This is a genomic window from Achromobacter insuavis (assembly GCF_902859645.1).
Taxonomy (GTDB): domain Bacteria; phylum Pseudomonadota; class Gammaproteobacteria; order Burkholderiales; family Burkholderiaceae_B; genus Achromobacter; species Achromobacter insuavis.
Window position 1 is genome coordinate 1 of sequence record NZ_CADIJR010000066.1, and the last position, 21,667, is coordinate 21,667.

Sequence of the window (21,667 nt, forward strand, 5' to 3'; positions counted from 1 at the left end):
CGCCGCGCGTTCGGGCGCGCGGCTGTGCAGCCAGGCGGCGGCCAGCGCCGCCAGCAACAGCACCGCCGCCGCGGCCAGCGCCAGGTGTCCAAGCCGCGACCCCAACAGCCCCGGCGCGCCCAGCGTCCGCTGCCAGCCCAGCGCCACCACGCCGATCGCGGCCGCCAGGGCCAGCGCCGCCAACCCTGACAACGGCAAGCCAACCGCGATCGCATGACCGTCCGGGCGCCGGCGCGCGGCGGCCAGGCACGCCAGCATGCCGGCCGGCGCCGCCGCGACGGCCAGCGCCAACCCCGCGTTGCTCACCACGTCGCATCCAGTCCCAACAGCGCCAGCGCGCGGCGGCGCAACTCGGCCAGGCGCGGATCGCCGCGATGGCGCGGATACGGCAGGTCGTTGACGATCTCGTCCTTGATCCGCGCCGGCCGTTCGCTCAGCACGATGATGCGCGACGCCATGAAGAGCGCCTCCTCCACGTCGTGCGTCACCAGCAAGGCGGTGAAGCCGCTGCGCTGCCACAGTTCCACCAGCTCGGACTGCATCGCGATCCGCGTCAGCGAATCGAGCTTGCCCAGCGGCTCGTCCAGGATCAGGATGCGCGGATCGTTGACCAGCGCGCGCGCCAGCGCCGCGCGCTGCGCCATGCCACCCGACAGCTGGTGCGGATAGGCCTGGCCAAACGCCGTCAACCCGACGCGCTGCAACGCGTCATCGACCCGCCCGCGCTCGGTCTTGAGCAGCCCGCGCGCCTGCAGGCCCAGCGCCACGTTGTGCCACACCGTGCGCCAGGGATAGAGCGTCGGATCCTGGAACACCACGATGCGCGACGGCGACGGCCCGTCGATCGGCTCGCCATCGGCCAGCAGATCGCCCTGCGCCGGCGGCTCCAGCCCCGCCACCAACCGCAGCAGGGTCGACTTGCCGCAGCCGCTGGGGCCCAGCAGCGCGACGAACTCGCCGGGCCGCACCTCCAGGTCGATATCGTCCAGCACCGGCAGCGCCGCGCCATCCAGGTCGAAGCGATGATTCACGCCCCGCACCGCCAGCGCCGCGCCGCGCGCCGCGCCGGCCGTTCCCGCGTCCTGCGGCGCCGCTACCATTTCACCACTCCCTTCTGCCACGCCAGCAGGCGGTCGCGGCCCACGAACAGCAAGGTGATCAGGCCCGAGAACACCAGCGCCATCACGATCAGCGCGCCGTATAGATTGGCATACGAAGCCCAGCCCTGCGCCCACGACAGGTACCAGCCCAGCCCGGATTTGACGCCCATCATCTCGGCCGCCACCAGCACCGAGAACGACGCGCCCAGGCCCATGAACAGGCCGACGAACACCTGCGGCAACGCCGCCGGAATCGCCACCCGCAGCACCAGGAACCACTCGCTCGCGCCCAGGGTCCGCGCCACGTCGTAATAGGCGCGGTTCACGCCGGCCACGCCCGACCACGTCAGCACCGTGACCGGGAACCACGTCGCCAGCGCGATCAGGAACACCGCCGCCGACCAGCCCGACGGAAAGAAGAAGAACGCCATCGGCAGCAACGCCGTCGACGGCACCGGCCCCAGGAACCGCAGCACCGGATGCACCCAGTACCCCAGGCCGCGCGACCAGCCGATCGCCACGCCCGTCAGGAAACCGGCCGCCGCCCCCAGGCCGAAGCCGTTGAACAGCAGCCAGAGCGAATTGCCCAGGCTGTCCGCCAGCCGCTTGTAGTCGGTCACGTAGACTTCGATCAGCGACTGCGGCGGCGCGAAGAACGGGCTGGGCAGCCACGCCAGCTTGGCCGTCGCGATCTCCCACGCCCCCACCGCCAGCGCCAGCAGCACCAGCCACGGCCCGCCGCGATGCAGCGCCCGCACCGGCCGGCGCTGGCCCGCGCCGGCCACCGCCACCAGCAGCAGCAACGCCGCCAGCGCCAGCGCCGCGATGCCGAATTCCCGCGTATAGCCCCACGAGACGAACCCCACCTCGACATTGGGCCAGCGCAGCGTCACCGCGCCCACCGCGGCCCACAGCGCGGCCGCGACCACGCCGGTCTTCCACAGGCGCCACGGTTGCGCGACGGCCGGCGCGCCGCGCAACCCGCCCGCCGCCAGCGCGTCAGCCGAGGACATTGGGCACCACCGCTTGCGCGTACTTGTTGATGTCGAGATTGGCGCTCAGCACCTTGATCGTCTTCAGATCCTTGGCATAGCCCACGATCTCCTCGCGCAGCGCCGAGCCGGTCGACGCATGGCCATGGCTGTGGCTGCGCAGGATCGCCGCCACGCGCTCGGCCGGCACCTTGCCCGGCACATACGGCGCGAAGATGCGCGCGGTCTCGTCGGGATTGGACGCGGTCCAGCGCTGCGCGTCGATCACCGCGCGCGTGATGGCCGCGGCCGACTCGGGGTCGTTGCGCACCAGGTCGCCGCGCAGGCCCAGCACGCAGCAGGTGCGGTTCTCGTAGTCGCCCTCGATGTTGGTGGCGATCTCGCGCAGCTTGTTGTCCTCGCGCAGCGTGTAGATCAGCGGATCGTCGCCCGCGATCGCATCGACCTCGCCCTTTCTCAGCACCTCGCCGAACAGATCCTGCGGATACTGGCGCCAGTCCACCGATTCCGGGTCGACGCCCAGCTGCGCCACGCGGATCGCGAAGAAGTTCTTCACCGGGCTGGCCTGGTCCGACACCGCGACGCGGCGGCCCTTCAGGTCCTGCACGCTCTTGACCGGCGAATCCGCCGCCGTCAGCAGCCGCATGCAGCCGCCATGCGTGCCCACCGCCAGCTTGACGTCGAAGCCCTGCTCCAGCGGCTTGAGCCAGCGCAACGCCATGCCGATGCCGCCATCGGCGTGGCCGGTGGCGATGGCTTCGAGCAATTGATCGGTGGAGCCGCTGAAATTGATGCGCTCGACCTTGAGGTTGTACTTGTCGAAGAAGCCGCGCTCCAGCGCCACCGAAACCGGCGACTGACACACCGCGGTCTGGCTCCATGCGATCTTGTAGGTGCGCGGCGCGCCATTGGCCGCCAGCACCCGCGATCCCAGCATGCCGAGCGGCGCGGCCAGGCCGGCCAGGGATGCCGCGCGCAGCAACGAGCGGCGCGAAATACCGCGCGCCGGATTGGCGCGCGTTTGGACGTTCGTATTCATCAACCTTCCTTTTGAGCAGACTGTGAATGGCGATGCTTGCCATGCGGCATCATCGGCCCGTGCTCAGGCGTTCGACAAATACAAAGTGGGGATAACAATATGGGCGGCGGCCGCGCCGCCAGCGCGCATCGGGACGCGCAAGCCGCCTGCCGGGCCACCCCGGCCCACGGACGGCGTCAGTCCGGCAGGTGATCCGGCACGCCGTGCTCATCCACGGACTTGACGCGATCCAGCGCGTTGCGCGCCGCCGACATCGCTTCGACCGCGCCGCGAAAACGGCGCGTCACGAAAATCTCGAAGGCCAGGCTTTCCGGTTCATCCGCGTCATCCTGCGTCTCGCCGTCCTCGACCTGATCCGCTTGCGGCGCGGGCTTGGCCGCGGCATCGCCCTTGGCCGGCAACCGTCGGGTTTCCAGAAAGGCGCGCGCCGGAATCCGCCCCTCGGGTTGCGTCGCGTACGCCACGACGGAAAAACCATTGATGATCTTCTCGGCCATACCGGTTTCCTTTAGGCTGCGCCAATCGGCGGCGCAGCTCGTTGTTAGCGACAACGGCCCGCCACCCGGAAACTTAAGCGCATGCGCGGCGGCCGCGATTGATACACATCAATCGCGGCCGCGCAACCACACAATATTCAACCGAGTCTATTTTGTCGACGATAGCGCCGCCGTGCGCGACCGCACATACCGCGCCACCTGCGCCAACACCTGCGACAGGTCCGCGCGCAACGGCTCGAAGCCCGCGTTGCGCTCGCGCGTGACCTCGTCCATGTACAGCGGGCGCCGGATCTCGATCTGCAGGCTGTGGCGGTTCAACGCCGGCTGGCCGATCTGCGCGATCAGCTGCACGCCCTTGTAGGGATCGTTGCGCGCCACCGTGTAGCCGCGGTCGCGCAGCGCCGTCTCGATCAGCGCGATGAATTCCGGCTCACAGGTGGTGCCGTCGCGATCGCCCAGCACGAAGTCCGCCAAAGGATGCGCGCTCTCGCGGCCCAGCCGCTCATACGCATCGTTCGGCATCGAATGCAGGTTCAGGTGCCAGACCGCGCCGAAATCGCGTTGCGCCTGTTCGATGGCCTGCGCCAGCGCCGCGTGGTACGGCTCGTAGTACGCCTGGATGCGGTGCCGCACTTCCTCGAGCGTCAGCTTGCGGTCGTAGATCGGCGTGGCCTTGTCCATGCGGCGCCAGATCAGGCCCTTGCCCAGGCGCGTCTTCTCGCCGGGGTCGAGCGGCTCCGGCCACGGCTCGGCCAGCAGCTCCGGATCGAGATCGCGCAGCGTGCGGTTGGGATCGATGTAGACGCGCGGAAAGTGCGCCGCCACCAGCGTGGCGCCCAGCGCCGGCGCCGCCGACCACAAGGCGTCCACGTGCGTGTCCTCGCCCTGGCGCAACTGCGCCAGGCTGGCCGCGGCGCCGAAATCGGCGGGGTATTGCTCGCCGCTGTGCGGCGAATCACACACCAGCGGCAAGGCGGGCGCGGTCGGGGCGTGCACGGAAACGGCTTGGAAGTCGGCGTGTGTCATCGTTCAGTCAGCCTGGATGTTGGCGGCCTTGGCGACTTTGGCGTAGCGCGCCAGGGCCTGTTCGATCTGGGTCTTGAATTCCTGCGGCGTGGTCGGCATCAGCGTACCACCGACGTCCTCGGCCTTCTTGCGGAATTCGGGATCCTGCATCGCCGCGCGCACGGCCTGGTTCAGGCGCTCGATCACCGCCGGCGGCGTGCCGGCCGGCGCCACCAGGCCGAACCAGCCGCCCGTGCCCATGTCGGGGTAGCCCAGCTCGATGTAGGTCGGCACGTCCGGCAGCAGCGGCGAACGCTCGGCGCCCAGCACCGCCAGCGGCCGCAGCTTGCCGCCCAGCACCTGCGGCAGGGTCGAGGACAGATTGTCGGTGATCGCGTCCACCTGCCCGCCCATCACGTCATTGAGCGCCGGGCCCGCGCCGCGGTACGGCACGTGCAGCAGCTTGATGCCGGCCAGCATCATGAAGTTCTCGATGTTCACGTGGCCCAGCGAGCCCACGCCCGGCGAGGCAAAGCTGTACTTGTCCGCCTGGCCCTTGGCCAGGGCGACGAACTCGGCCATGTTCCTGGCCGGGATCTGCGGATTGATCGCGAAGATGCTGGGCACGGCCAGCACATTGGCCACCGGCTCGAAGTCCTTGAGCGGGTCATAGTTCATCTTGCGGTAGACCGCCGGATTGGAGCCGTGCGTGCTCATCGTCGCCATGCCGATGGTGTAGCCGTCGGCGGTCGAGCGCGCCACCTGCTCCATGCCGAGCGAACCGCCCGCGCCCGCCTTGTTCTCGACCACGATGGTCTGCTTCAGGTCGCGGCCGGCGTACTCGGCCACCAGGCGCGCCACGATGTCGGTCGAACCGCCCGCGGCGAACGGCACCACCAGCTTGATGGGACGGGAAGGATAGTCGGCGGCTTGCGCCGGGCCGGCGAAAGACAGCGCGGCGCAGACGCCGGCAAGCGCGATGCGCGCGGAACAGCCGAAAAAGCGGCGGGACATGGAGCGACTCCGGGAAAGGTGCAGGTCTTGCTGCGAGGCCGCCAGTGTCCGAACTTTACGATCCGCTTTCAAACGACTATATTGCACGCCTTCATTACCAACGCTCATGCTGAAGCCGCGCCCGCGGCCTCCCGGAACCCGCCGCGCCATGCGCCTGCATTCGCCGTCCATGTCCGAGTTGCACGCCTTCATGACGGCGGCGCGCCTGGGCAGTTTCACCCTGGCGGCCGAAACCCTGTGCGTGACCCAGGGCGCCGTCAGCCGCGCCATCGCCCGCCTCGAAGCCCATTTCGGCCAGCCGCTGATGCGCCGCAACGCCCACGGGCTGACCCTGACCGAGACCGGCCGCAAGCTCTACGATGGCGGCCTGGCGCCGCTGCAGGCCATCGAGGCGCTCAGCGCCGAACTGCGCGCCGATGACCGCCGCCTGCGGCTGACGCTGTCGAGCGTGCCGACCCTGGCAAGCGCCTGGCTGGTGCCGCGCCTGCCCGACTTCCATCGGCGCCATCCCGACATCCAGCTGGGTTTCGCGGCCTACCGCCGCAACGAGGATTTCTCCGGCGCCACGCCCGACGCCAGCATCCTTTCGGGCGTGGCCGGCCAATGGCCCGGCTGGCAGGCGGACTACGTGATCGGGCGCGAAATGGTCGTCATCTGCAGCCCCGCCCGGCTCGCCGCGCGCCGAGCCGCGGGCCTGTGGGACAGCCCGGCCGGCCTGCTCGGCGAACCCCTGCTGTACCACGCCAACGGCATGGACAATTGGGGCAGCTGGTTCGAGGCCGCCGGCGTGCGCCGCGACAAACTCGCGCTGGCCAGCGGTTTCGACCAGGTCAGCATCCTGGTGCGCGCCGTCATGGCCGACATGGGCATCGCGGTGCTGCAGCGCTGCCTGGTGCAGGACGACCTGCAGGCCGGCCGCGTGGCCGCCCCCTTCCCCGACCTGCGCATCGCCATCGCGCGCGGCTATCACCTGTGCGCCCCGCCGCAGCGGCGCGACCATTACGCCCTGGCCTGTTTCCGCCAGTGGCTTCTCGACACCGCCGAACGGGATCCAGACGCCCGCGCCCCGTCGCCAGCCTGAAACCACGACCATACGTTACAAAACAAAACGGGCCCCGATATGGGGCCCGATCATGACAGGCGATTTGCGGCCTCTCGGCCGGCGTGTTGCGGCGCTTCAGGGCGCCAGTTTGAATCCCAGGTCCACGCCCCACTTGTCCGTCTCGCGCAGCCATTTGGCGCCGCAATTCAGGCAGCGGAAATGGTCCTCGCGGCTTTCCTCGCGGCCCTTCTGAGTCGGGTTGGTGAATCCCTGATGCCCCAGGTGCGAGTGTGGTGCCACACCCGCCAACCCGGGGTTGATGCGTTGGCAAGCCAAGCACATAACGCTCATTGATGCTTCCCCACTAACTTGGTAACCAAATTGTAAGGGATTTCACCAATGTTTTTCTATTAAATCTGTCCCCCGTTAGACAAAAATTGTTAACGGCGCAATTAAACAACGGCCGGCAAGGCCGCCAGGCAGGTTGCCAGATGGTAAGGCGAGGTCGACGGCATGTCCGCCCGCGCCACCGCCCCGTCCCGGTCCAGGCATTCGTGCCAGCCGCCCGGGTGCAGGAAACGGGCGCGGAAGCCCGCCAGCGCCTGGTTCAAGGCCGGCAGGTCGCCCAGCACCGCCAGCACGCGCAGGTACTCGGTCTGCGCCCAGATCCGACGGGTGTCATCCAGCACCGCGCCATGCTCGTCCAGCGCGGCCAGCACGCCGCCCGCGTCCACCCCATGACCGCGGGCCCAGTGCACCCCGCGCGGCAGCGACTCCGTCAGATCCAGCCCGTCGAACACCTCGGCCGATTCGCGCACCAGCGACAGCCATTCGAACTGATGGCCCGGCTCGATGCGGTTGCCCGGCTCGCCCTGCGGCAATTCGGCGATGCATTGCGTCGGCGCGCTCAGGAACACCTGGCTCATGACCTGAGCCAGGCCGCGCAGGCGAGTCGCGAACAACGCCGGTTCGGCCACCTGGGCCGCGGCCAGGTAGGCCTCGGTCAGGTGCATCATCGGATTCTGCGCGGGGCCGCGCAGCGCCTCGCTCCAGTCCTGGCTCAGCACGGCGTGATAACGCCCGTCGGCCATCCTGAAGCGCGACTCGATGGTCTCGGCCGTGGCCAGCAGCAGCTTGCGCGCCTGCGCGTTGCGCGAGCGGCGGAAATACGCGGCGCAGGCGAACACGATGAAGGCATGGGTATACAGGTCCTGGGTCGGATCGAGCGGCCGGCCCTCGGCGTCCACGCTGTAGCGCCAGCCGCCATGCTCCTCGTCGCGGAACACGCGGCACAACGAGGCGAACAAGCGGTCGGCGTGCGCGCCCGCGGCGGCGCCCGGCGCGCCGGCGTAGACATACAGCTGGCGCGCGCAAGCCATGGCGCGATAGCGCTCGGCCGGCAGCGGCTCGCCAGTGGCGGCATCCAGGGATTCGAAAGGCAGACCCAGGGCGTCATTGAAGCCCCGCCCCATCCACATGGGCAGGATGACAGAGTCGAAATGCTCGTGAAAAGCCTTGATGTGCTCCGCCAGCGCGGAGTTGGTCTGTGCGGCAGTCATCTTGGAATGACGCAGGCCCGATGAGAGCCATTTGTTTTGAAGCAGCGACGATAACCGAAATTTCCGCCGCCATCTCTGGAACGCCATTCTGAGCGTCATGCGCACACAGACCGGTACAGCCGTTCAGCTTCCTTCAAGCGCGGATGCGCCTAGCGGAAGATGTTTTCCTCGACCCAGTTCTGCGCGAATATTTCCGCGCGATCGCGTGCTTCGTCCAACGAAGCGCAGTTGCCCAAGTGGGAAAACGCGGCATCCACCTCGGTGCCGCCCTCAGCCGTTACCGTCAGCAGTACGCCATATCCGCCGGTATCCATGGCCGCTGTGGAAACGTCGATCAGTACTTCCTGGTCACGATGCTGCATGTGCTACCTCCCAGTCGGTTACCTAAACGCGTGAACCACGCGTGACGTAGCGGGTGCAGAATTCCCGCGCAATGAATAGACCTGAATCCGTCACGCAAGTTCATCTTACCGGCGACATGCGGCTGGCGATACGTCCGGACGCTGCCAAATCGAACAAACCGTCTCAGGAGATTCCCGTAGCCCATCGGGATGAGCCGCCGCGCATACCGCGCCGCATGCAGACATTCGCAAGAAATGCACTAATTCGTGACGCGTAAACCGCCGTCACAAACCTGCAGTGGAAATCGGGATCAACGCAGATGGATGGCGCCGGGTTCTTCCATGCGCAGCGCCAGCTTGCCCTTTTCGGTGATCCGCCAGGCGCCGTCGGGGCCGGGATCGATACAGCGCAACGTCTGCAAGGCTTCGGCCACGTGCGCGGGCACGGTGGTCTGGACGGCGCCCGGTTCCGAATTATCGGCAACGATGCGCAGCCAATGTCCCAGTTCGCCTTTTTCGAAACGATGCAATGCCATGCGTGACTCTCAGTTCAATACCGCAACGATAGCACGCCGCCCTTACGACGGCCGCAGCGCCAGGGGACGCTTCACCCGCGCCGCCGCGGCCGACGCGGCCACGCTCAGCGCGATCAATCCCAGGCCCAGCGTCAGGTCCGGCGAGAGGCGCTCATGGAACACCAGCGACGACACGATCAGGCCGATGACCGGCACGCACAGCATCGCGATCGAGGTCGCCACCGGCGGCAGTTTCTGCGTCATGCCCAGCACCACGATGAAGGTCAGCGCCGTGGCCAACGGACCGGTATACAGGATCACCGGCCAGGCGTCGGGCACGGCCAGGAATGCCGGCGCGCCGTCGCGCAGCCAGGCCAGCGCGCCCAGCGGCACGGTGGCGATCGCGGTCTGCCACGGAATCATGTCGGCGCCCAGGCGCACGTGGCGATTGCCGCGCAGCTGGATGATGTTGCAGGCCCAGGCGAACGAGGCGCCCAGCAGCATCACCAGGCCGATGACGGTATGCGCCTGCCACGGGCTGAAGGCCGGCGCCACGATCACGCCGATGCCCGCGTAGCTGAGCGCGGTGGCCAGCCACTGCGCCGGCGACAGCCGTTCCTTGAGCACCAGCGACGACAGCGGAATGACCCAGATCGACGTGGCGTAGGCGATCACCGACGCGCGACCCGGCGCCACGTACTGCAACGCCCACAACGCCAGCGCGGTGAACGCCCCCATCTGCAAGAGGGCCACGCCCGCCACCAGCGGCCATTCCTGGCGCGTCGGCAACCGCAACCGTCCCAGCAAGCCCAGCACCACCGCGCTGATCAACGCGGCCGAGCCGAACCGGCTGGCCGCCAGCCACAACGGGCTCATGTGCGCCAGGCCCAGCTTCATGACGGGCCAATTGCCGCCCCAGATCATGACCGCCCCGGCCAGGGGCAAGAACTTGCGCAACGTACTCTGCTGACTCATTGCTACCGCGTCTACCGCTTGAATATTCCGTGCTTTGGCCAATTCGCCAAAGAAAGAAACAGTCTATAGGGTAAACCCCAGCATATTTCACCTCAATTTGCCGCCATACCATGCATAATCAGCACAAGTGCATGGTTCTCTCCACAATTACAGGTCGCTTATGCCGGATATCAACCTGGATGCCACCGACATCCGTATCCTCAACGAACTCCAGCGCGACGCGCGCCTCACCAATGTCGAGCTGGCCGCGCGCGTGAATCTGTCGGCCTCGCCCTGCCTGGCGCGGGTGCGGCGGCTGGAAACCGAAGGCCTGATCGACCGCCGCGTCACGCTGCTGAACGCCCGCAAGCTCGGCCTGAAGGTCAACGTGTTCATCCAGATCTCGCTGGACAAGCAGCGCAAGGCCGCGCTCGACGTGTTCGAACGCGAAATCGCCGTGCTGCCGGAAATCATGGAGTGCTATCTGATGTCGGGCGACGCCGACTACCTGATCCGCGCCCTGGTGCCCGACGTCGATGCGCTCGAACGGCTGATCGTCGAACACATCACGCGCATTCCCGGCGTGGCCAGCATCCGCTCCAGCTTCGCCCTCAAGCAGGTGCTCTACACCACGGCGGTGCCGCTCGGTTGATGGCGCTTGCGGGATCGCGCCGGCCAGCCCAAAATGAAAACGTCCGCCGCCGGTTCCGGCCGGCGCCGGCGTCCCTCCATCGCTTAGCAAGGAGCACACCATGCCTGAAACCGAATGGTTCCCCGGCAGCACGCTACCCGATCGTCAGGGCTACTTCGAAGTGGCGTTCGACACCGGCGAAACCGAAATCACGCGCTACGGCATCCTGGGTTGGGAACCCGCCGAGGAACGCGGCCGCATCCTGCGGTGGCGCGGCCTGGATCCGAAGATCGAAGCCGCCGAAATCGAACGCGAGAGCGCGGTGCGCAATCACGGCGACGACATCCTGCGCTGACGCGCCAACCCGGACAAAAAAAACGCCGCGGCTCGCACCGCGGCGTTTTTCATTGCGCCAGGCATCGGCAAGACCCGGGACGCGATGGCCCGGGTCCGGATGATCCCTACATATCGATCTTCGCGATCTTGGTGCCTTCCAGCGACACACCCGCCATCAGGCCGCCGTTGTTGAGCACGAAGCCCACCACCGGCTGCTGCGCGGTGTTGGTGTCGATGCGGCCGTTGGCGCCGATGTTCACCACTGCCACCGTGGCGTCGGCCCCCACCGTCCAGCCATTGCTGTTGCGGAACTTGTTCAGGGCCTCGTCCGTCATGAACAGCACGAACATCGCCTTGGACTGCGCGCCCGCCTGGAAGCCGATCGAGCCGGCCGTGGTGCTGTAGTAGCCGGCATTGGCGCCGTTCACCCGCAGCACGCCCTTGCCGTGTTCAGCGCCGATGAAGAAGCTGCCGCTGAGCACATCGGGGAAGATCAGCACGCCCTTGGCGCGCGCCACCAGCTCCTTGGATTGAGGCGAGGCTTGATAGAGCTTGCCCAGCGAGGCGTTGGCCGCGCTATTGATGGACTGCCGCTGCTCTGACGCCGAGGCGCTCGATTGCGGCGACGTGGTGGTGCAACCGGCAAACAACAAGCCGGCCACGCCGATTGTCGCGGCGGCCATGCCGGCGCGGCGGAAAAGAGGAAAAGTGTCGAACATGGAACTCTCCTTTTTTGTTGTCATCCGTTATCCACTGTACCGGGACGCGGCCGCCGCGCAAGGCACATGATGTGATAAACGAAACAAAACCTACATCACGCCCGACCCGGCTTTCGCGCCGGGCGCCACGCGCGATGCAATCCAGCGCATTTCCGGCCTGCCGCCGGCGGCAACATTTGGTATGGCCGGCCGCGTCTCGATACCTGGCTGCAAGCGAATCGACATCCCGTCGCGATGCTCGCATTTTTCAGAGAATGCCGTAGCGCGGCTCGCCCGTCGCCGGGTCGACCGACACGATGCCGGACAACACCAGTTCAGCGTGCCGCCGGGCAACGCCGGCATCCACGAAGGTCACGAAACGCGGCAGGGACCAACGCTGCTGGAAGTGCGCCTCGCCGGGCCGCGACACGCTGATTTCTATCGCCAGCACCCCGGCATCGAGACTGACCACTTCACACATCACTTCGAAGCCGTCGATGTGACGTTGCGGCCACGGGTTCATTCCTGTGCTCCTGAATCTGCTCTACCCGGCCGCAATATAAAAAAAATAATTTGGCTTGAAAAGCCTTGTTTTCAAGGGGTTATGGCGTACTAGATGGACTGGTGCGAAGGCACCTGGACAAACACGAAAACCCCGTGAATTCGGGGTGATTCCAGGCATTTCAGGACTTGCGCGCAAACCGGCGCGCGGCACGCGATGCGCGGCGCGTCAGCGCGCCGGCGGATGAATCCACTGCGAATCCCACAAGGCCTCGCCGCGCTCCAGCGTCGCGGCCAGTTCCTTTTTACGGCGCAGCGCCACCGCTGCCAGCAACGCATTGCAGATCGACAGCGCCGCCACATGGGAATCGAACGGCGATGCGCTCGACGTGCGAGCCAGCAGCACGTGGTGTGCCTGCGCGGCCGCGGGCGCGGCCGCGGAATCGGTGATCAGCACCACCTTGCCGCCGCGCTCGCGGAACACCTTGACGGCATTGGCCGCCGCCACCGAATAGCGCCGGAAGGTGAACGCCAGCAGCACGTCGTGCGGTTGCAGCCAGAGCAACTGGTCTTCCAGGAACAACGGCCCCGACGCCGCCATCGCCTTGACGTCGGGCAGGCACAGGTTGAGATACAGCGCCATGTGATTGGCCAGCGGCGCCGCCTGGCGCAGGCCCAGCACGTGCACGCGCGCGCGGCGCTGCGTCAGCAGCCGCACCGCCGCCTCGAACGCCGCCACGTCGATCGCGGCAAAGGTCGTCTCCAGGTTGTGCTGGTCGTGCAGCAGCGCATTGCGCAGGCAGGCCTGGGCCGAGGGATTGTCGACGCTGACGGCGTCGGCGCGCTCGCCCGGCGAGGCCAGCAGCGCCGTGAGTTCGGCGCGCGCCTGCATCTGCGCCTGGGCATAGCTGTCGTAGCCAAGCTTGGCCAGCAGGCGCACCACGGTCGACGCGCTGGTGCCGACCCGGCGCGCCAATGCCGTCGCGGATTCGAGCAGGCCCTGCGGGTAGCGCGCCTGCATGTCCTCGACCAGGCGCTGTTCGGTCTTGGTCAGTTTCCGGTCGTAGGCGGCGATGCGTTGATGCAGATTCATGATGGCAAGGTCCCTGGGCCGGTTCACACCCAAGGCAGCCTCGCGCGGGCCCTAGGTGATAACCCCAAATTCAACAACGTTCATTGCAGACTATATTTCGTTCTGCAACGCCCGTTGCAGAATAGACCGAACTGTCCGTCACCACAAGAGAGCGTCATGAAGCACCCCTCCGAGGCCGCATCGCCCGCCCGCCGCAATCTGCTCATCGCGGGCATGGCCGCCGCCCTGCTGCCGCTGTCCGCGCGCGCCGACGCCTATCCGTCGCGCCCCATCTCCCTGGTCGTGCCGTTCCCGGCCGGCGGCTCGGTCGACCTGGTCGGCCGCCTCTACGCCGAAGTGCTGGGCAAGATCCTGGGTGTGACCGTGGTGGTCGAGAACCGCGACGGCGCCGGCGGCGCGATCGGCAGCCAGCGCGTGGCGCGCGCCAAACCCGATGGCTACACCCTGGTCGCGTCGTCGCAAAGCTCGCATCTGGCCAACCCGCTGATGCATCCCAACCTGGGCTATGACCCGATCAAGGATTTCACTTCCATCTCGCAGCTGGCGCGCACGCCCAACGTGCTGGTCACCAGCGCCGCCCTGCCCGTCAAGGACTTCGCGGAATTCGTCGCCTACCTGAAGGCGCATCCGGACGATGTCCACTTCGCCACCGCCGGGGTCGGCAGCATGGGCCAGTTGAACGCCGAGCTGCTCAAGCACACCCTGCAACTGCGCGCGGTGCACGTGCCCTACCGCGGCGGCGCGCCGCTGCTGAATGCGTTGCTGGCCAACGAGGCCCAGTTCGCGCTGGACAACCTCGCGCCCTTCCTGCCGCACATCCAGAGCGGCAAAATGCGCGCGCTGGCCGTGGCCGCGCCCTCGCGCCAGGAAGCCTTGCCCGACATTCCCACCTTCGCCGAGCTCGGCTATCCGGTGCTGAACGCGATGTCGTGGATCGGCCTCGCCGCTCCGGCCGGCACCCCGCCCGAGATCACCCGGAAACTGCTGGACGCGGTGCAGACCGCCGCGCGCCAGGACGGCACCGTGCAGTCCCTGGAAAAGAGCGGCGCGCTGCCGCCCGAACTGCAGACGCCCCAACAATTCACCGACATGATGTCGCAGCGCCTGGCCTTGTATAAAGACCTGATCGACCGCGCCGGCATCCGTCCGGAATAGGAACCCCCACATGACCCACCCCGCTTTCGCCCCCGACACCGCGCCGCTCGAAGTCCTGCCGCGCGATCTTTCCGCCTATCGCCAGGGCAACACCGGCATCGACTACGTGCACCGCTTCGAATCCGGCAAGCCCGGTCCGCACGTGCTGGTCAACGCCCTGACGCACGGCAACGAGATCTGCGGCATGGTGGCGGCCACGCACCTGCTCGATACGGGCGTGCGCCCCAAGATCGGCACGCTCACCGTCAGCTTCGCCAACATGGAGGCCTACAACGCCTTCGACATCGACAACCCCTACGAAAACCGCCAGCTGGTCCACAACCTGAACCGCATCTGGTCGCCCGAATGGCTCGACGGCAGCGAGCAGAGCCCGGAACTGCGGCGCGCGCGCGAACTGCGGCCGGTGCTGGACGCGGCCGACTACGTGCTCGATATCCATTCGACGCGGGCGCCGGTGCAGCCGTTCTGGGTCTATCCCGAGATGGACCGCAACACCGCGCTGGCCGCCGCCGTCGGCGCCCCCGCGGTGCAACTGGTGATGCCGGCCGGCCGCTTCCCCGGCACCGGCGTGCTGAACTACGGCCGCCATGGCGATCCCGCCTCGAACAGCGGCGGCGCGCTGGTGGTCGAATGCGGCCAGCACTTCGCGCAATCGGCCGCAACGCTCGCCACCGACGTCACGCTGCGCTTCCTGGCGCACCTGGGCCTGATCGACGCCCCGGCCAACAGCGCGCCGGCGGCGCCCGCGCAGCCGTTCCGGCTGCTCGAGGTGCACATGGTCAAGTCCGAGGACTTCACCTTCACGCGGCCGCTGCTGGGCTTCGAGGTCTTCAACCAGGGCGAGCTCATCGCCATCAACGCCGGCGAGGAAATCCGCTCGCCTTGCGACAACTGCACCATCTTCATGCCGACCCGCATGCCCATCGTCGGCCGGGAAGCGGTGTACCTGACCGAGCCGATGTAAATGTGGGAACCCCATCCCTGGGACCTGGACGACGCCGCCGCTGACATCCAGCGGCAGGGTTTCCATGTCCGCGGGATGGTGGCCGTCGGCTGGCAAAGCATCCCGTTCGGCGACCTGCCGGCCGAGGGACTGTTCGGCCTGACCGCGGATCAACTGCGCTCGGCCGAAGCCGTCTGCCATGCCGCCGTGCAGGACGAGCATTGGGTGCTGACCCAACGGCTCTGGCATGGCTTTCCCGATCCGCCCGAATGGGGACTGTGGACCCGACCGCGGGACGCGGCCGGACAACCCTGGACATCCTGGGGCCAGTTCGCCCATCTTCCGCCGGCGTGGCGCCTGCCGCCCGGCGTCGACTGAGCGCGCGGGGCGACGGGCTCTACGCCTCGGGGAACGCCGGCTCGGCGCCCGCCTCCTCCAGCAGGTCCGCCACGTCCTGCGCGCCCTTTTCGATGGCCCAGGCCCAGGCGTTCCAGCCTTCCTCGTCGCGGCGGTCGGCCTCGGCGCCATGCGCCAGCAGCAACGCGGCGATGGCGGCATTGCCGCGCGCCGCGGCCGCCATCAAGGGCGTGCCGCCATCGTCGGACGCGGCGTCCACGTGCGCCCCCGCCTCGAGCAGCACGACCACCAGCTCCAGGCGCTCCCAGCCCGCGGCCTGATGCAATGCGGTCAATCCATGTCCCGCCCGGCAGGCCGTGTCCGCACCCTGCGCCAGCAGCAGGCGCGCCGCCTCGGCCGCGCCGGCGGTCGCCGCGCAGAACAGCGGCGTGGCGCCGAACGCATTGCGCGCGTCCACCGTCGCGCCAAGCGCCAGCGCCTGCGCCACGCCCGGTGCGTCGCCGGCCGTCGCCGCTTCCAGCAATTGTTCGTCTGGTGTCGTCATGAAAACCCGTTATCGGAAAAGAATCGAAGGCGCTCATTAGACACCGCCCGGCTCACAGATCGGGAATCAGGCGCTTGCCCAGGCTGATCACCTCGTCCTGCTGGAACCCCAGGCTGGCATAGAAGTCCTTGACCGCCAGGGTGCCGGAACGGATCAGCAGGTTGATCTTGGGGCAGCCCATCTCCAGGAACTTGCGTTCCAGCGCCCGCATCAACGCCGACGCATAGCCGCGGCGCTGATGCGCCGGCGACACCGCCAGGTAATTGACCCAGCCGCGATGGCCGTCATAGCCGCCCATCAGGGTGCCGACGATGGCGCCGTCCGCCTCGCCCACCAAGAACAGGTCGGACTGCACGGTCAGCTTGCGCGCCACGTCCTTGCGCGGATCGTTCCAGGGGCGCGTCAGCCCGCAGTCGGTCCACAGCTGGATGATGGCGGCTTCGTCCGCCGGATGAAAAGACCGGATGGCCAGTTCGGGATGCTTCATGCTTCGTTCCTCTTGAAGGAAAAACGAAGGCCGGGCGCTACGCCTCGATGGCTGGAAAGCAAAGCGCGCATGCCGCGCAAACAAAAAGGCCACGAGGGGTATCGTGGCCTTCTGGAGGGAACACCGGGGATCCGGCGTTCGAACACGGCTTGCCACTCAACGCAGGCGTCGAGTGATTCGTCGGTTGTCTGCCCGGGCCGGCGCGGCCGGCGGGGCGATGAGAATGCGGTTCATGGCGGGCAGCATACACGACCCCGACCCGCCGCGACAAGCGGCCGCTCAGGCCGTGGCGGGCGCCGGCAGCGTGCCTTCCATCACCACCACCGCCTGCCCCGCCACCCCGGCCCATACGCCGTCCGCGCGGACCTCGGCATGCGCCAGCAGCAGGCTGGCCCGGCCCATGTCGACGCCCTGCGCCACCCGCAGGCGCAACTCACCCGCGCCGCGCAGGGCCGCCCGCAATGCCGTGGCGGCGCCGGTCGCGCTGCCGGTGGCGGGATCCTCGGTCATGCGGCCGGTGAACATGCGCGCCTGGATGTCGATCGGTCCCAGCGGCGTCTCGGCGCCACAATCGGTGGTGTAGGCGTAGATGGACCGGGCGCCGTCCAGCGGCAGCAATGCGGCATAGCCCGCCGGATCCGGCCGCGCGCGGCGCAGCGCATCGCGGCTGGCCAGTTGCACCACCAGGAAGATCAGGCCCACCGACACCACCTGCGGCGCATGTTCGGACAGCAGGATATCGCCGGGCGCCAGGCTCAGGGCGCGCGCCGCGGCCTCGGCCGTCACCTGGCTGGCGCGCGTCAACGGCTGCGGCGCGGCCAGCTCGGCGCCCAGCAGGCGGCCGTCCTCGCCATACCGCAGGTCGATGCGCACCAGGCCCGCCTCCTCCTCGAACACGAAGCGCGCCGGCGCCGGCTGGCCGGCCGCGATCATCTCGCGCGCCAGCACCACCGCCGTGCCCACGTTCGGGTGGCCGGCGAATGGCACCTCGCGGTCGGGCGTGAAGATGCGCACCCAGGCCGTGTGCGCGGCATCGCGCGCCGGCAGCACGAAGCTGGTTTCGGAATAATTGAATTCGCGGGCGATGCGCTGCATCTGCCCGGTGTCGAGGCCCTCGGCCTCCAGCACCACCGCCAGCGGATTGCCCTGGTAGGCGTGCTCGGTGAAGACATCGGCGGTGACGTAGCGGTAGCGCATGCGGGTTCCTTCAAAGGGATGGCGGATGCGGAAAATTATCCGCGCCGTCCGCCTTGCGCGACAGACACAGAGCCGCCGAAATCCGGGCATAACAGGCGCGCGGCCGGACCGGGCCGGCCACGCGCCGCGCAGCGCTCAGTCGAACACGGGGCGGAAGAAACTGCGCTCGTAGCTCAGGATGCAGCGCGTGTCCTCGGCGTACTTGAACGCCGCCTGGCATTGCGCGTCCTGCATCGACTGCTGGCGATAGCGCTCGTACTCGGCCAGGCTGGGGAACGTGAACAAGGCCAGCGCGATATTGTTGGCGCCCTCGGACGGCAGAAAATAGCCATGGTGCGTGCCGCCGAACTTCTCCACCAGCGGAATCCACATCTTGCCGTAGGCTTCGAATTCCTTGAGGCGGCTGGGGTCGATGACGTAACGCAGATAGCAGGTAACCATGAAGACTCCATGAGGGTGGAAGGGAAAGCGGATGTCGATCCGGCGCCGGGGCCTGCACTCCCTCCAGAAGGGCGCGCAGGCCCTAGGCAGTGCGGCGACGGCCTGGGACAATCCCACAACCCGCCCCGCGCGTCAACGCGGTCCGCCCCTCGCATCCCCGCTGTCCGCCCCATGAACCTGATATCGCACGTGGAAATCCCCGCCGCCAACCTCGAGCGCGCCATGCATTTCTATGGCGAAGTCTTCGGCATCGCGTTCGACGGCATCGTCGACCTGCACGACAGCAGGATGGCCTATTTCCCGTTCCAGGAAGGCCGCGACGGCGCCAGCGGCGCCCTGGCCGAAGGCCCCGTCTACCTGCCGACCGAGGCCGGCGCCGTGGTCTACTTCGCCGTGCCCGACATCGACGCGGCGCTGCGCCGCGCCGCCGCCCTCGGCGGCGCCATATTGTTCCCCAAGACCCCGGCGGGCGATTGGCAGGTGGCCGAGATCCGCGACAGCGAAGGCAACCGCATCGCGCTGCAGGCCAGGATCGCCGCCGCCCCGCCCAAAGCGGCCGGATTGGGTTAAAACTACCGCTTTGTGCCCGGCCCCGTCGCGACACATCCCGCCCATCCGGAGACGCCTCGTTGGCTTACTTTCTCACCCAGGTCCTGGAACCGCGCCTGTGGATCCTGACCCTCGCCGTGCTGCTGGCGCTGCGCTGCGTGCCGCTGCGCGGCTGGCGCGGCATCGCCGCCACCGGCTTCACCGCCGGCATGGTGTTCGACACCATCCAGTTCCGCGTCGGCCCGCCGCGGCTGTGGGACAACATGGTGCTGGACTCGATGCTGGCGGCGCTGTGCATCGCCGTGGTCCTGCAACTCGCGCTGTCGGCGGCCGCCAGGCTGCGGGCGCGCAGCTGATCCAGACCCGGACGTTCCACACCCTCAATCGAAGCGCGGACATCCCACCCCGGCAAGGAGCGCGACATGGAACCCCAGGACAGCGATGACGGCGCGACGCGACCGCCAGCCATCATCGCACCCCGGCAAGCCATCCTGGACACGATCCTGCGCGGCGTGCGGGCCCAGCGGATTCCCGCCGCCATCGATTGGCCCGCCGCCCGACTGCACTTTCCCGACAACGACGGGCAATGGAAATTCTCCGCCGTGCTGGTTGCGATCGTGCCGCGCAGCGATCCCACGATCCTGCTCACGCGGCGCGCATCGGGCCTGAAGGAATACTCCTCCCACGTCAGCTTTCCCGGCGGACGGCCCGAGGACATCGATGGCAGCGTCGGCGCCACCGCCCTGCGCGAAGCCCGCGAAGAGATCCTGCTCGATCCCGGCGCCGTCGAGCTGGTGGGCTGCCTGCCGCTGCACAAGACGCGCAAGCGCAATCACGCCATCTTCCCCGTCATCGGCCTGGCCTCGCCCGCCGCCGCGTGGCAGGCGGCGCCCGCCGAGGTCGACGAGATTTTCGAGTTCCCCTTCTCGGCGCTGCTGGACCCGGACCTGCCAAGACAATACGCGGACGGCGAACGCGCCGGCGCCTGGTACTGGGCCGGACAAGAGCACGACATCTGGGGCGTCACCGCTCTCATCCTGAAATCGCTGGCGGCCCTGGCATCCTGTCCGGCCGGCGCGCCCGCCTCACCCTCACGCTAGCCCCGCCGCCACCGACATGACCCATGACGCCGATGATGCAGGCTTCGAGCTCCCCAGGCGCTATTTCGCCGCGGCCGCCATCCTGATCGGCGTATTCATGTCGGCGCTGGACAGCTCCATCGTCAACATCGCCCTGCCGACCATCGCCACCGATCTCGACGTCAGCGCGGCCGCCGTCATCTGGGTGGCGAACGGCTACCAGGTGGCCAGCGCGGCCACCATGCTCATCTGCGCATCGCTCGGCTCCAGGATCGGCGAACGGCGCTTCTACACGCTCGGACTGGTGCTGTTCACGCTCGCATCGCTCGGCTGCGCACTGGCGTCCAGCTTCCACGCGCTGGTGGCGCTGCGCGTGCTCCAGGGCATCAGCTACGCCGTGCTCATCAGCGTCGGCTACGGCCTGTACCGGGTCATCTTCCCGGCCGCCTCACTGGGCACCGTGTTCGGCCTGAATGCCCTGGTATTCGCCGTCGGCACGGCGCTCGGCCCGACACTGGGCGGGCTCATCGTCTCCTATGCCTCCTGGCCCTGGCTGTTCTACATCAACCTGCCGCTCGGCCTGGCCGCGATCGCCTGCTGCTACCACGCGCTGGGCCGGGACACGTACCGGGAACGCGGCTTCGACCTGCCCGGCGCGATCACCTCCGCCGCCGGATTCGGCCTGCTGGCGCTGGCCGTCGACCAGATCGGCCGCTGGGATAACCGCACCGTGCTGCTGCTCGCTGGCGCAGCGCTGGCGCTGATCGCCCTGTTCGCCTTCGGCCAGACCCGTGCGCGGCATCCGCTGCTGCCCCTGGACATCTTCAAGTCGCGCCGCTACTCCTTCGCGGTGCTGACGTCCCTGACCATGTTCATCTCGCAAGGCATCGCGCTGGTCGCGCTGCCGTTCGTGCTGCAGGACGCCTACGGCTACACCGCCCTGCAATCCGCGCTGGTCTTCACGCCGTGGCCCATCGCGGTCGCCGTCTGCGCGCCGTTCGCCGGGAGGCTCGCGAACCGCCTCAACGCCACGCAGGTCTCCAGCATCGGCGTCTTCACCTTCTGCCTGGGACTCGGCTCACTCGTGCTGCTGCCCGCCGATCCGGGCACCGGCGATTTCCTGTGGCGCGTGGCGCTGTGCGGGATGGGCTACGGCTTCTTCCTGCCGCCCAACAACAAGGAGATGTTCGCCAACGCCGCCAGGAACCGCACCGCCACCGCCTCCGGCGTCCTGTCGACCGCGCGCACCACGGGCCAATCGCTGGGCGCGGCGCTGGTGGCCGTGGTGATCGCCCTGGTCGGCAAGGAAGCCGGCGCCTCCTCGGGGCATTTCTCGCGCTACGTCTTCGCCCTGGCCTGCGGCATCGCCGCCCTGTCGTTCTTCGCCAGCCTGGCGCGCGTGTACCGCCAGCGCGGCCAGGCGCCGCTGTGAGCGGCGTCGCCGATGGCGGATGCAAGCTGAAAAGGCGGAACGCTGAAAGGGCGGAACGCTGAAAGGGCGGAACGCTCGATAGGCTGAGCGTTCACGGCGGGGTTGAGCATGATGAGGATGGCGTGACCATCACCTTCACTCATATTGCCCGGCCGCGTTACATCCT

General features: G+C 68.0%; 28 protein-coding genes and 1 pseudogene. 10 read left to right on the forward strand and 19 right to left on the reverse strand.

What is annotated here, in order from left to right; all coding sequences use genetic code 11:
• The 7 genes and pseudogenes from H0523_RS24585 to H0523_RS24615 form a co-directional block, all read right to left on the reverse strand.
• A pseudogene (locus tag H0523_RS24585) lies at positions 1-309 on the reverse strand (c-type cytochrome); the annotation flags it as partial.
• Complete coding sequence (locus H0523_RS24590) at positions 303-1,100, reverse strand: ABC transporter ATP-binding protein (RefSeq protein WP_054432327.1); 798 nt, start codon at positions 1,098-1,100, stop codon at positions 303-305. The gene H0523_RS24590 and the pseudogene H0523_RS24585, both read right to left, overlap by 7 nt.
• Positions 1,094-2,113 carry an ABC transporter permease gene (locus H0523_RS24595; protein ID WP_054432328.1) on the reverse strand — a complete coding sequence of 340 codons (1,020 nt, stop codon included), beginning with the start codon at positions 2,111-2,113 and terminating at the stop codon, positions 1,094-1,096. Before H0523_RS24595 ends, H0523_RS24590 begins: the two co-directional genes overlap by 7 nt.
• Positions 2,100-3,131: an ABC transporter substrate-binding protein gene (locus tag H0523_RS24600; protein ID WP_054432329.1), complete on the reverse strand. Its 1,032-nt coding sequence runs from the start codon at positions 3,129-3,131 to the stop codon at positions 2,100-2,102. The genes H0523_RS24595 and H0523_RS24600 overlap by 14 nt, the downstream gene beginning before the upstream one ends.
• Before the next feature lie 176 nt (positions 3,132-3,307).
• Positions 3,308-3,628, reverse strand: a complete 321-nt coding sequence (locus tag H0523_RS24605) for a hypothetical protein (RefSeq protein WP_054432330.1) — start codon at positions 3,626-3,628, stop codon at positions 3,308-3,310.
• Positions 3,629-3,775: 147 nt separating this feature from the next.
• Entirely contained in the window at positions 3,776-4,654 is an 879-nt protein-coding gene (locus H0523_RS24610; RefSeq protein WP_054432331.1) for an N-formylglutamate amidohydrolase, read from the reverse strand.
• A gap of 3 nt (positions 4,655-4,657) precedes the next feature.
• Complete coding sequence (locus H0523_RS24615) at positions 4,658-5,647, reverse strand: Bug family tripartite tricarboxylate transporter substrate binding protein (protein ID WP_054432332.1); 990 nt, start codon at positions 5,645-5,647, stop codon at positions 4,658-4,660.
• A 148-nt stretch (positions 5,648-5,795) separates the two neighbouring features.
• On the opposite strand from H0523_RS24615, the gene H0523_RS24620 reads away from it, so the two are divergent.
• Positions 5,796-6,728 (forward strand): LysR substrate-binding domain-containing protein, encoded by a 933-nt coding sequence (locus H0523_RS24620; protein ID WP_054460929.1) that lies wholly within the window; start codon positions 5,796-5,798, stop codon positions 6,726-6,728.
• A 96-nt stretch (positions 6,729-6,824) separates the two neighbouring features.
• Here H0523_RS24620 and H0523_RS24625 read toward each other — a convergent pair whose 3' ends face one another.
• The 5 genes from H0523_RS24625 to H0523_RS24645 all read right to left on the reverse strand — a co-directional run bounded on the left by H0523_RS24625 (position 6,825) and on the right by H0523_RS24645 (position 10,079).
• A complete protein-coding gene (locus H0523_RS24625; RefSeq protein WP_006388022.1) occupies positions 6,825-7,040 on the reverse strand; it encodes a hypothetical protein in 216 nt (71 codons plus the stop codon).
• A gap of 101 nt (positions 7,041-7,141) precedes the next feature.
• Positions 7,142-8,248, reverse strand: coding sequence for an AGE family epimerase/isomerase (locus H0523_RS24630; RefSeq protein WP_054432333.1), 1,107 nt, complete (start codon positions 8,246-8,248; stop codon positions 7,142-7,144).
• Positions 8,249-8,397: 149 nt separating this feature from the next.
• Positions 8,398-8,610 (reverse strand): hypothetical protein, encoded by a 213-nt coding sequence (locus H0523_RS24635; RefSeq protein ID WP_006218759.1) that lies wholly within the window; start codon positions 8,608-8,610, stop codon positions 8,398-8,400.
• 290 nt (positions 8,611-8,900) lie between these two features.
• A complete protein-coding gene (locus H0523_RS24640) occupies positions 8,901-9,125 on the reverse strand; it encodes a hypothetical protein (RefSeq protein ID WP_006394087.1) in 225 nt (74 codons plus the stop codon).
• Between the two features lie 42 nt (positions 9,126-9,167).
• The gene (locus H0523_RS24645; RefSeq protein ID WP_054432334.1) at positions 9,168-10,079 is read right to left on the reverse strand and encodes a DMT family transporter; all 912 of its coding nucleotides are present in this window, start codon (positions 10,077-10,079) and stop codon (positions 9,168-9,170) included.
• Positions 10,080-10,239: 160 nt separating this feature from the next.
• Between H0523_RS24645 and H0523_RS24650 the strand changes: the two genes are divergently transcribed.
• Positions 10,240-10,710 carry an Lrp/AsnC family transcriptional regulator gene (locus H0523_RS24650; protein ID WP_006388018.1) on the forward strand — a complete coding sequence of 157 codons (471 nt, stop codon included), beginning with the start codon at positions 10,240-10,242 and terminating at the stop codon, positions 10,708-10,710.
• 100 nt (positions 10,711-10,810) lie between these two features.
• Positions 10,811-11,044, forward strand: coding sequence for a hypothetical protein (locus H0523_RS24655; protein WP_054432335.1), 234 nt, complete (start codon positions 10,811-10,813; stop codon positions 11,042-11,044).
• Between the two features lie 106 nt (positions 11,045-11,150).
• Here the strand turns inward: H0523_RS24655 and H0523_RS24660 are convergent, their stop codons facing one another.
• The 3 genes from H0523_RS24660 to H0523_RS24670 form a co-directional block, all read right to left on the reverse strand.
• Positions 11,151-11,744, reverse strand: coding sequence for a BPSL1445 family SYLF domain-containing lipoprotein (locus tag H0523_RS24660; protein WP_054432336.1), 594 nt, complete (start codon positions 11,742-11,744; stop codon positions 11,151-11,153).
• A 247-nt stretch (positions 11,745-11,991) separates the two neighbouring features.
• Positions 11,992-12,246, reverse strand: a complete 255-nt coding sequence (locus H0523_RS24665) for a hypothetical protein (protein ID WP_054432337.1) — start codon at positions 12,244-12,246, stop codon at positions 11,992-11,994.
• 207 nt (positions 12,247-12,453) lie between these two features.
• On the reverse strand, positions 12,454-13,317 hold the full coding sequence (locus tag H0523_RS24670) for a MurR/RpiR family transcriptional regulator (protein ID WP_054432338.1): 864 nt from the start codon (positions 13,315-13,317) through the stop codon (positions 12,454-12,456).
• Between the two features lie 156 nt (positions 13,318-13,473).
• On the opposite strand from H0523_RS24670, the gene H0523_RS24675 reads away from it, so the two are divergent.
• Genes H0523_RS24675 through H0523_RS24685 form a run of 3 tightly spaced genes read left to right on the forward strand, consistent with a single transcriptional unit; the run spans position 13,474 to position 15,793 of the window.
• Entirely contained in the window at positions 13,474-14,472 is a 999-nt protein-coding gene (locus H0523_RS24675) for a Bug family tripartite tricarboxylate transporter substrate binding protein (protein WP_054432339.1), read from the forward strand.
• A 10-nt stretch (positions 14,473-14,482) separates the two neighbouring features.
• Entirely contained in the window at positions 14,483-15,436 is a 954-nt protein-coding gene (locus H0523_RS24680; protein ID WP_054432340.1) for a M14 family metallopeptidase, read from the forward strand.
• Complete coding sequence (locus H0523_RS24685) at positions 15,437-15,793, forward strand: hypothetical protein (RefSeq protein WP_054432341.1); 357 nt, start codon at positions 15,437-15,439, stop codon at positions 15,791-15,793.
• Between the two features lie 19 nt (positions 15,794-15,812).
• Here the strand turns inward: H0523_RS24685 and H0523_RS24690 are convergent, their stop codons facing one another.
• From H0523_RS24690 to H0523_RS24705, 4 genes are all read right to left on the reverse strand, one after another.
• A complete protein-coding gene (locus H0523_RS24690; RefSeq protein ID WP_054432342.1) occupies positions 15,813-16,316 on the reverse strand; it encodes an ankyrin repeat domain-containing protein in 504 nt (167 codons plus the stop codon).
• Between the two features lie 52 nt (positions 16,317-16,368).
• The gene (locus H0523_RS24695) at positions 16,369-16,803 is read right to left on the reverse strand and encodes a GNAT family acetyltransferase (RefSeq protein WP_054432343.1); all 435 of its coding nucleotides are present in this window, start codon (positions 16,801-16,803) and stop codon (positions 16,369-16,371) included.
• 279 nt (positions 16,804-17,082) lie between these two features.
• Positions 17,083-18,000: a PhzF family phenazine biosynthesis protein gene (locus H0523_RS24700; protein WP_180180178.1), complete on the reverse strand. Its 918-nt coding sequence runs from the start codon at positions 17,998-18,000 to the stop codon at positions 17,083-17,085.
• A 135-nt stretch (positions 18,001-18,135) separates the two neighbouring features.
• A complete protein-coding gene (locus tag H0523_RS24705; RefSeq protein ID WP_006388009.1) occupies positions 18,136-18,441 on the reverse strand; it encodes an NIPSNAP family protein in 306 nt (101 codons plus the stop codon).
• Between the two features lie 171 nt (positions 18,442-18,612).
• On the opposite strand from H0523_RS24705, the gene H0523_RS24710 reads away from it, so the two are divergent.
• The 4 genes from H0523_RS24710 to H0523_RS24725 all read left to right on the forward strand — a co-directional run bounded on the left by H0523_RS24710 (position 18,613) and on the right by H0523_RS24725 (position 21,501).
• Positions 18,613-19,011 carry a VOC family protein gene (locus tag H0523_RS24710; protein ID WP_054432345.1) on the forward strand — a complete coding sequence of 133 codons (399 nt, stop codon included), beginning with the start codon at positions 18,613-18,615 and terminating at the stop codon, positions 19,009-19,011.
• Positions 19,012-19,070: 59 nt separating this feature from the next.
• Positions 19,071-19,346 (forward strand): hypothetical protein, encoded by a 276-nt coding sequence (locus tag H0523_RS24715; RefSeq protein ID WP_054432346.1) that lies wholly within the window; start codon positions 19,071-19,073, stop codon positions 19,344-19,346.
• Positions 19,347-19,412: 66 nt separating this feature from the next.
• Positions 19,413-20,090, forward strand: coding sequence for an NUDIX hydrolase (locus tag H0523_RS24720; protein WP_054432347.1), 678 nt, complete (start codon positions 19,413-19,415; stop codon positions 20,088-20,090).
• Positions 20,091-20,106: 16 nt separating this feature from the next.
• Positions 20,107-21,501, forward strand: coding sequence for an MFS transporter (locus H0523_RS24725; protein WP_054432348.1), 1,395 nt, complete (start codon positions 20,107-20,109; stop codon positions 21,499-21,501).
• The last annotated feature ends 166 nt before the right edge of the window (positions 21,502-21,667 follow it).

Coding starts and splice junctions, on each gene's coding strand:
- H0523_RS24655 (WP_054432335.1), top strand. CDS start 10,811: ATGCCTGAAACCGAATGGTTCCCCGGCAGCACGCTACCCGATCGTCAG.
- H0523_RS24590 (WP_054432327.1), bottom strand. CDS start 1,100: ATGGTAGCGGCGCCGCAGGACGCGGGAACGGCCGGCGCGGCGCGCGGC.
- H0523_RS24695 (WP_054432343.1), bottom strand. CDS start 16,803: ATGAAGCATCCCGAACTGGCCATCCGGTCTTTTCATCCGGCGGACGAA.
- H0523_RS24595 (WP_054432328.1), bottom strand. CDS start 2,113: ATGTCCTCGGCTGACGCGCTGGCGGCGGGCGGGTTGCGCGGCGCGCCG.
- H0523_RS24670 (WP_054432338.1), bottom strand. CDS start 13,317: ATGAATCTGCATCAACGCATCGCCGCCTACGACCGGAAACTGACCAAG.
- H0523_RS24600 (WP_054432329.1), bottom strand. CDS start 3,131: ATGAATACGAACGTCCAAACGCGCGCCAATCCGGCGCGCGGTATTTCG.
- H0523_RS24610 (WP_054432331.1), bottom strand. CDS start 4,654: ATGACACACGCCGACTTCCAAGCCGTTTCCGTGCACGCCCCGACCGCG.
- H0523_RS24720 (WP_054432347.1), top strand. CDS start 19,413: ATGGAACCCCAGGACAGCGATGACGGCGCGACGCGACCGCCAGCCATC.
- H0523_RS24615 (WP_054432332.1), bottom strand. CDS start 5,647: ATGTCCCGCCGCTTTTTCGGCTGTTCCGCGCGCATCGCGCTTGCCGGC.
- H0523_RS24725 (WP_054432348.1), top strand. CDS start 20,107: ATGACCCATGACGCCGATGATGCAGGCTTCGAGCTCCCCAGGCGCTAT.
- H0523_RS24630 (WP_054432333.1), bottom strand. CDS start 8,248: ATGACTGCCGCACAGACCAACTCCGCGCTGGCGGAGCACATCAAGGCT.
- H0523_RS24635 (WP_006218759.1), bottom strand. CDS start 8,610: ATGCAGCATCGTGACCAGGAAGTACTGATCGACGTTTCCACAGCGGCC.
- H0523_RS24660 (WP_054432336.1), bottom strand. CDS start 11,744: ATGTTCGACACTTTTCCTCTTTTCCGCCGCGCCGGCATGGCCGCCGCG.
- H0523_RS24605 (WP_054432330.1), bottom strand. CDS start 3,628: ATGGCCGAGAAGATCATCAATGGTTTTTCCGTCGTGGCGTACGCGACG.
- H0523_RS24710 (WP_054432345.1), top strand. CDS start 18,613: ATGAACCTGATATCGCACGTGGAAATCCCCGCCGCCAACCTCGAGCGC.
- H0523_RS24700 (WP_180180178.1), bottom strand. CDS start 18,000: ATGCGCTACCGCTACGTCACCGCCGATGTCTTCACCGAGCACGCCTAC.
- H0523_RS24640 (WP_006394087.1), bottom strand. CDS start 9,125: ATGGCATTGCATCGTTTCGAAAAAGGCGAACTGGGACATTGGCTGCGC.
- H0523_RS24690 (WP_054432342.1), bottom strand. CDS start 16,316: ATGACGACACCAGACGAACAATTGCTGGAAGCGGCGACGGCCGGCGAC.
- H0523_RS24625 (WP_006388022.1), bottom strand. CDS start 7,040: ATGAGCGTTATGTGCTTGGCTTGCCAACGCATCAACCCCGGGTTGGCG.
- H0523_RS24645 (WP_054432334.1), bottom strand. CDS start 10,079: ATGAGTCAGCAGAGTACGTTGCGCAAGTTCTTGCCCCTGGCCGGGGCG.
- H0523_RS24680 (WP_054432340.1), top strand. CDS start 14,483: ATGACCCACCCCGCTTTCGCCCCCGACACCGCGCCGCTCGAAGTCCTG.
- H0523_RS24665 (WP_054432337.1), bottom strand. CDS start 12,246: ATGAACCCGTGGCCGCAACGTCACATCGACGGCTTCGAAGTGATGTGT.
- H0523_RS24620 (WP_054460929.1), top strand. CDS start 5,796: ATGCGCCTGCATTCGCCGTCCATGTCCGAGTTGCACGCCTTCATGACG.
- H0523_RS24685 (WP_054432341.1), top strand. CDS start 15,437: ATGTGGGAACCCCATCCCTGGGACCTGGACGACGCCGCCGCTGACATC.
- H0523_RS24705 (WP_006388009.1), bottom strand. CDS start 18,441: ATGGTTACCTGCTATCTGCGTTACGTCATCGACCCCAGCCGCCTCAAG.
- H0523_RS24675 (WP_054432339.1), top strand. CDS start 13,474: ATGAAGCACCCCTCCGAGGCCGCATCGCCCGCCCGCCGCAATCTGCTC.
- H0523_RS24650 (WP_006388018.1), top strand. CDS start 10,240: ATGCCGGATATCAACCTGGATGCCACCGACATCCGTATCCTCAACGAA.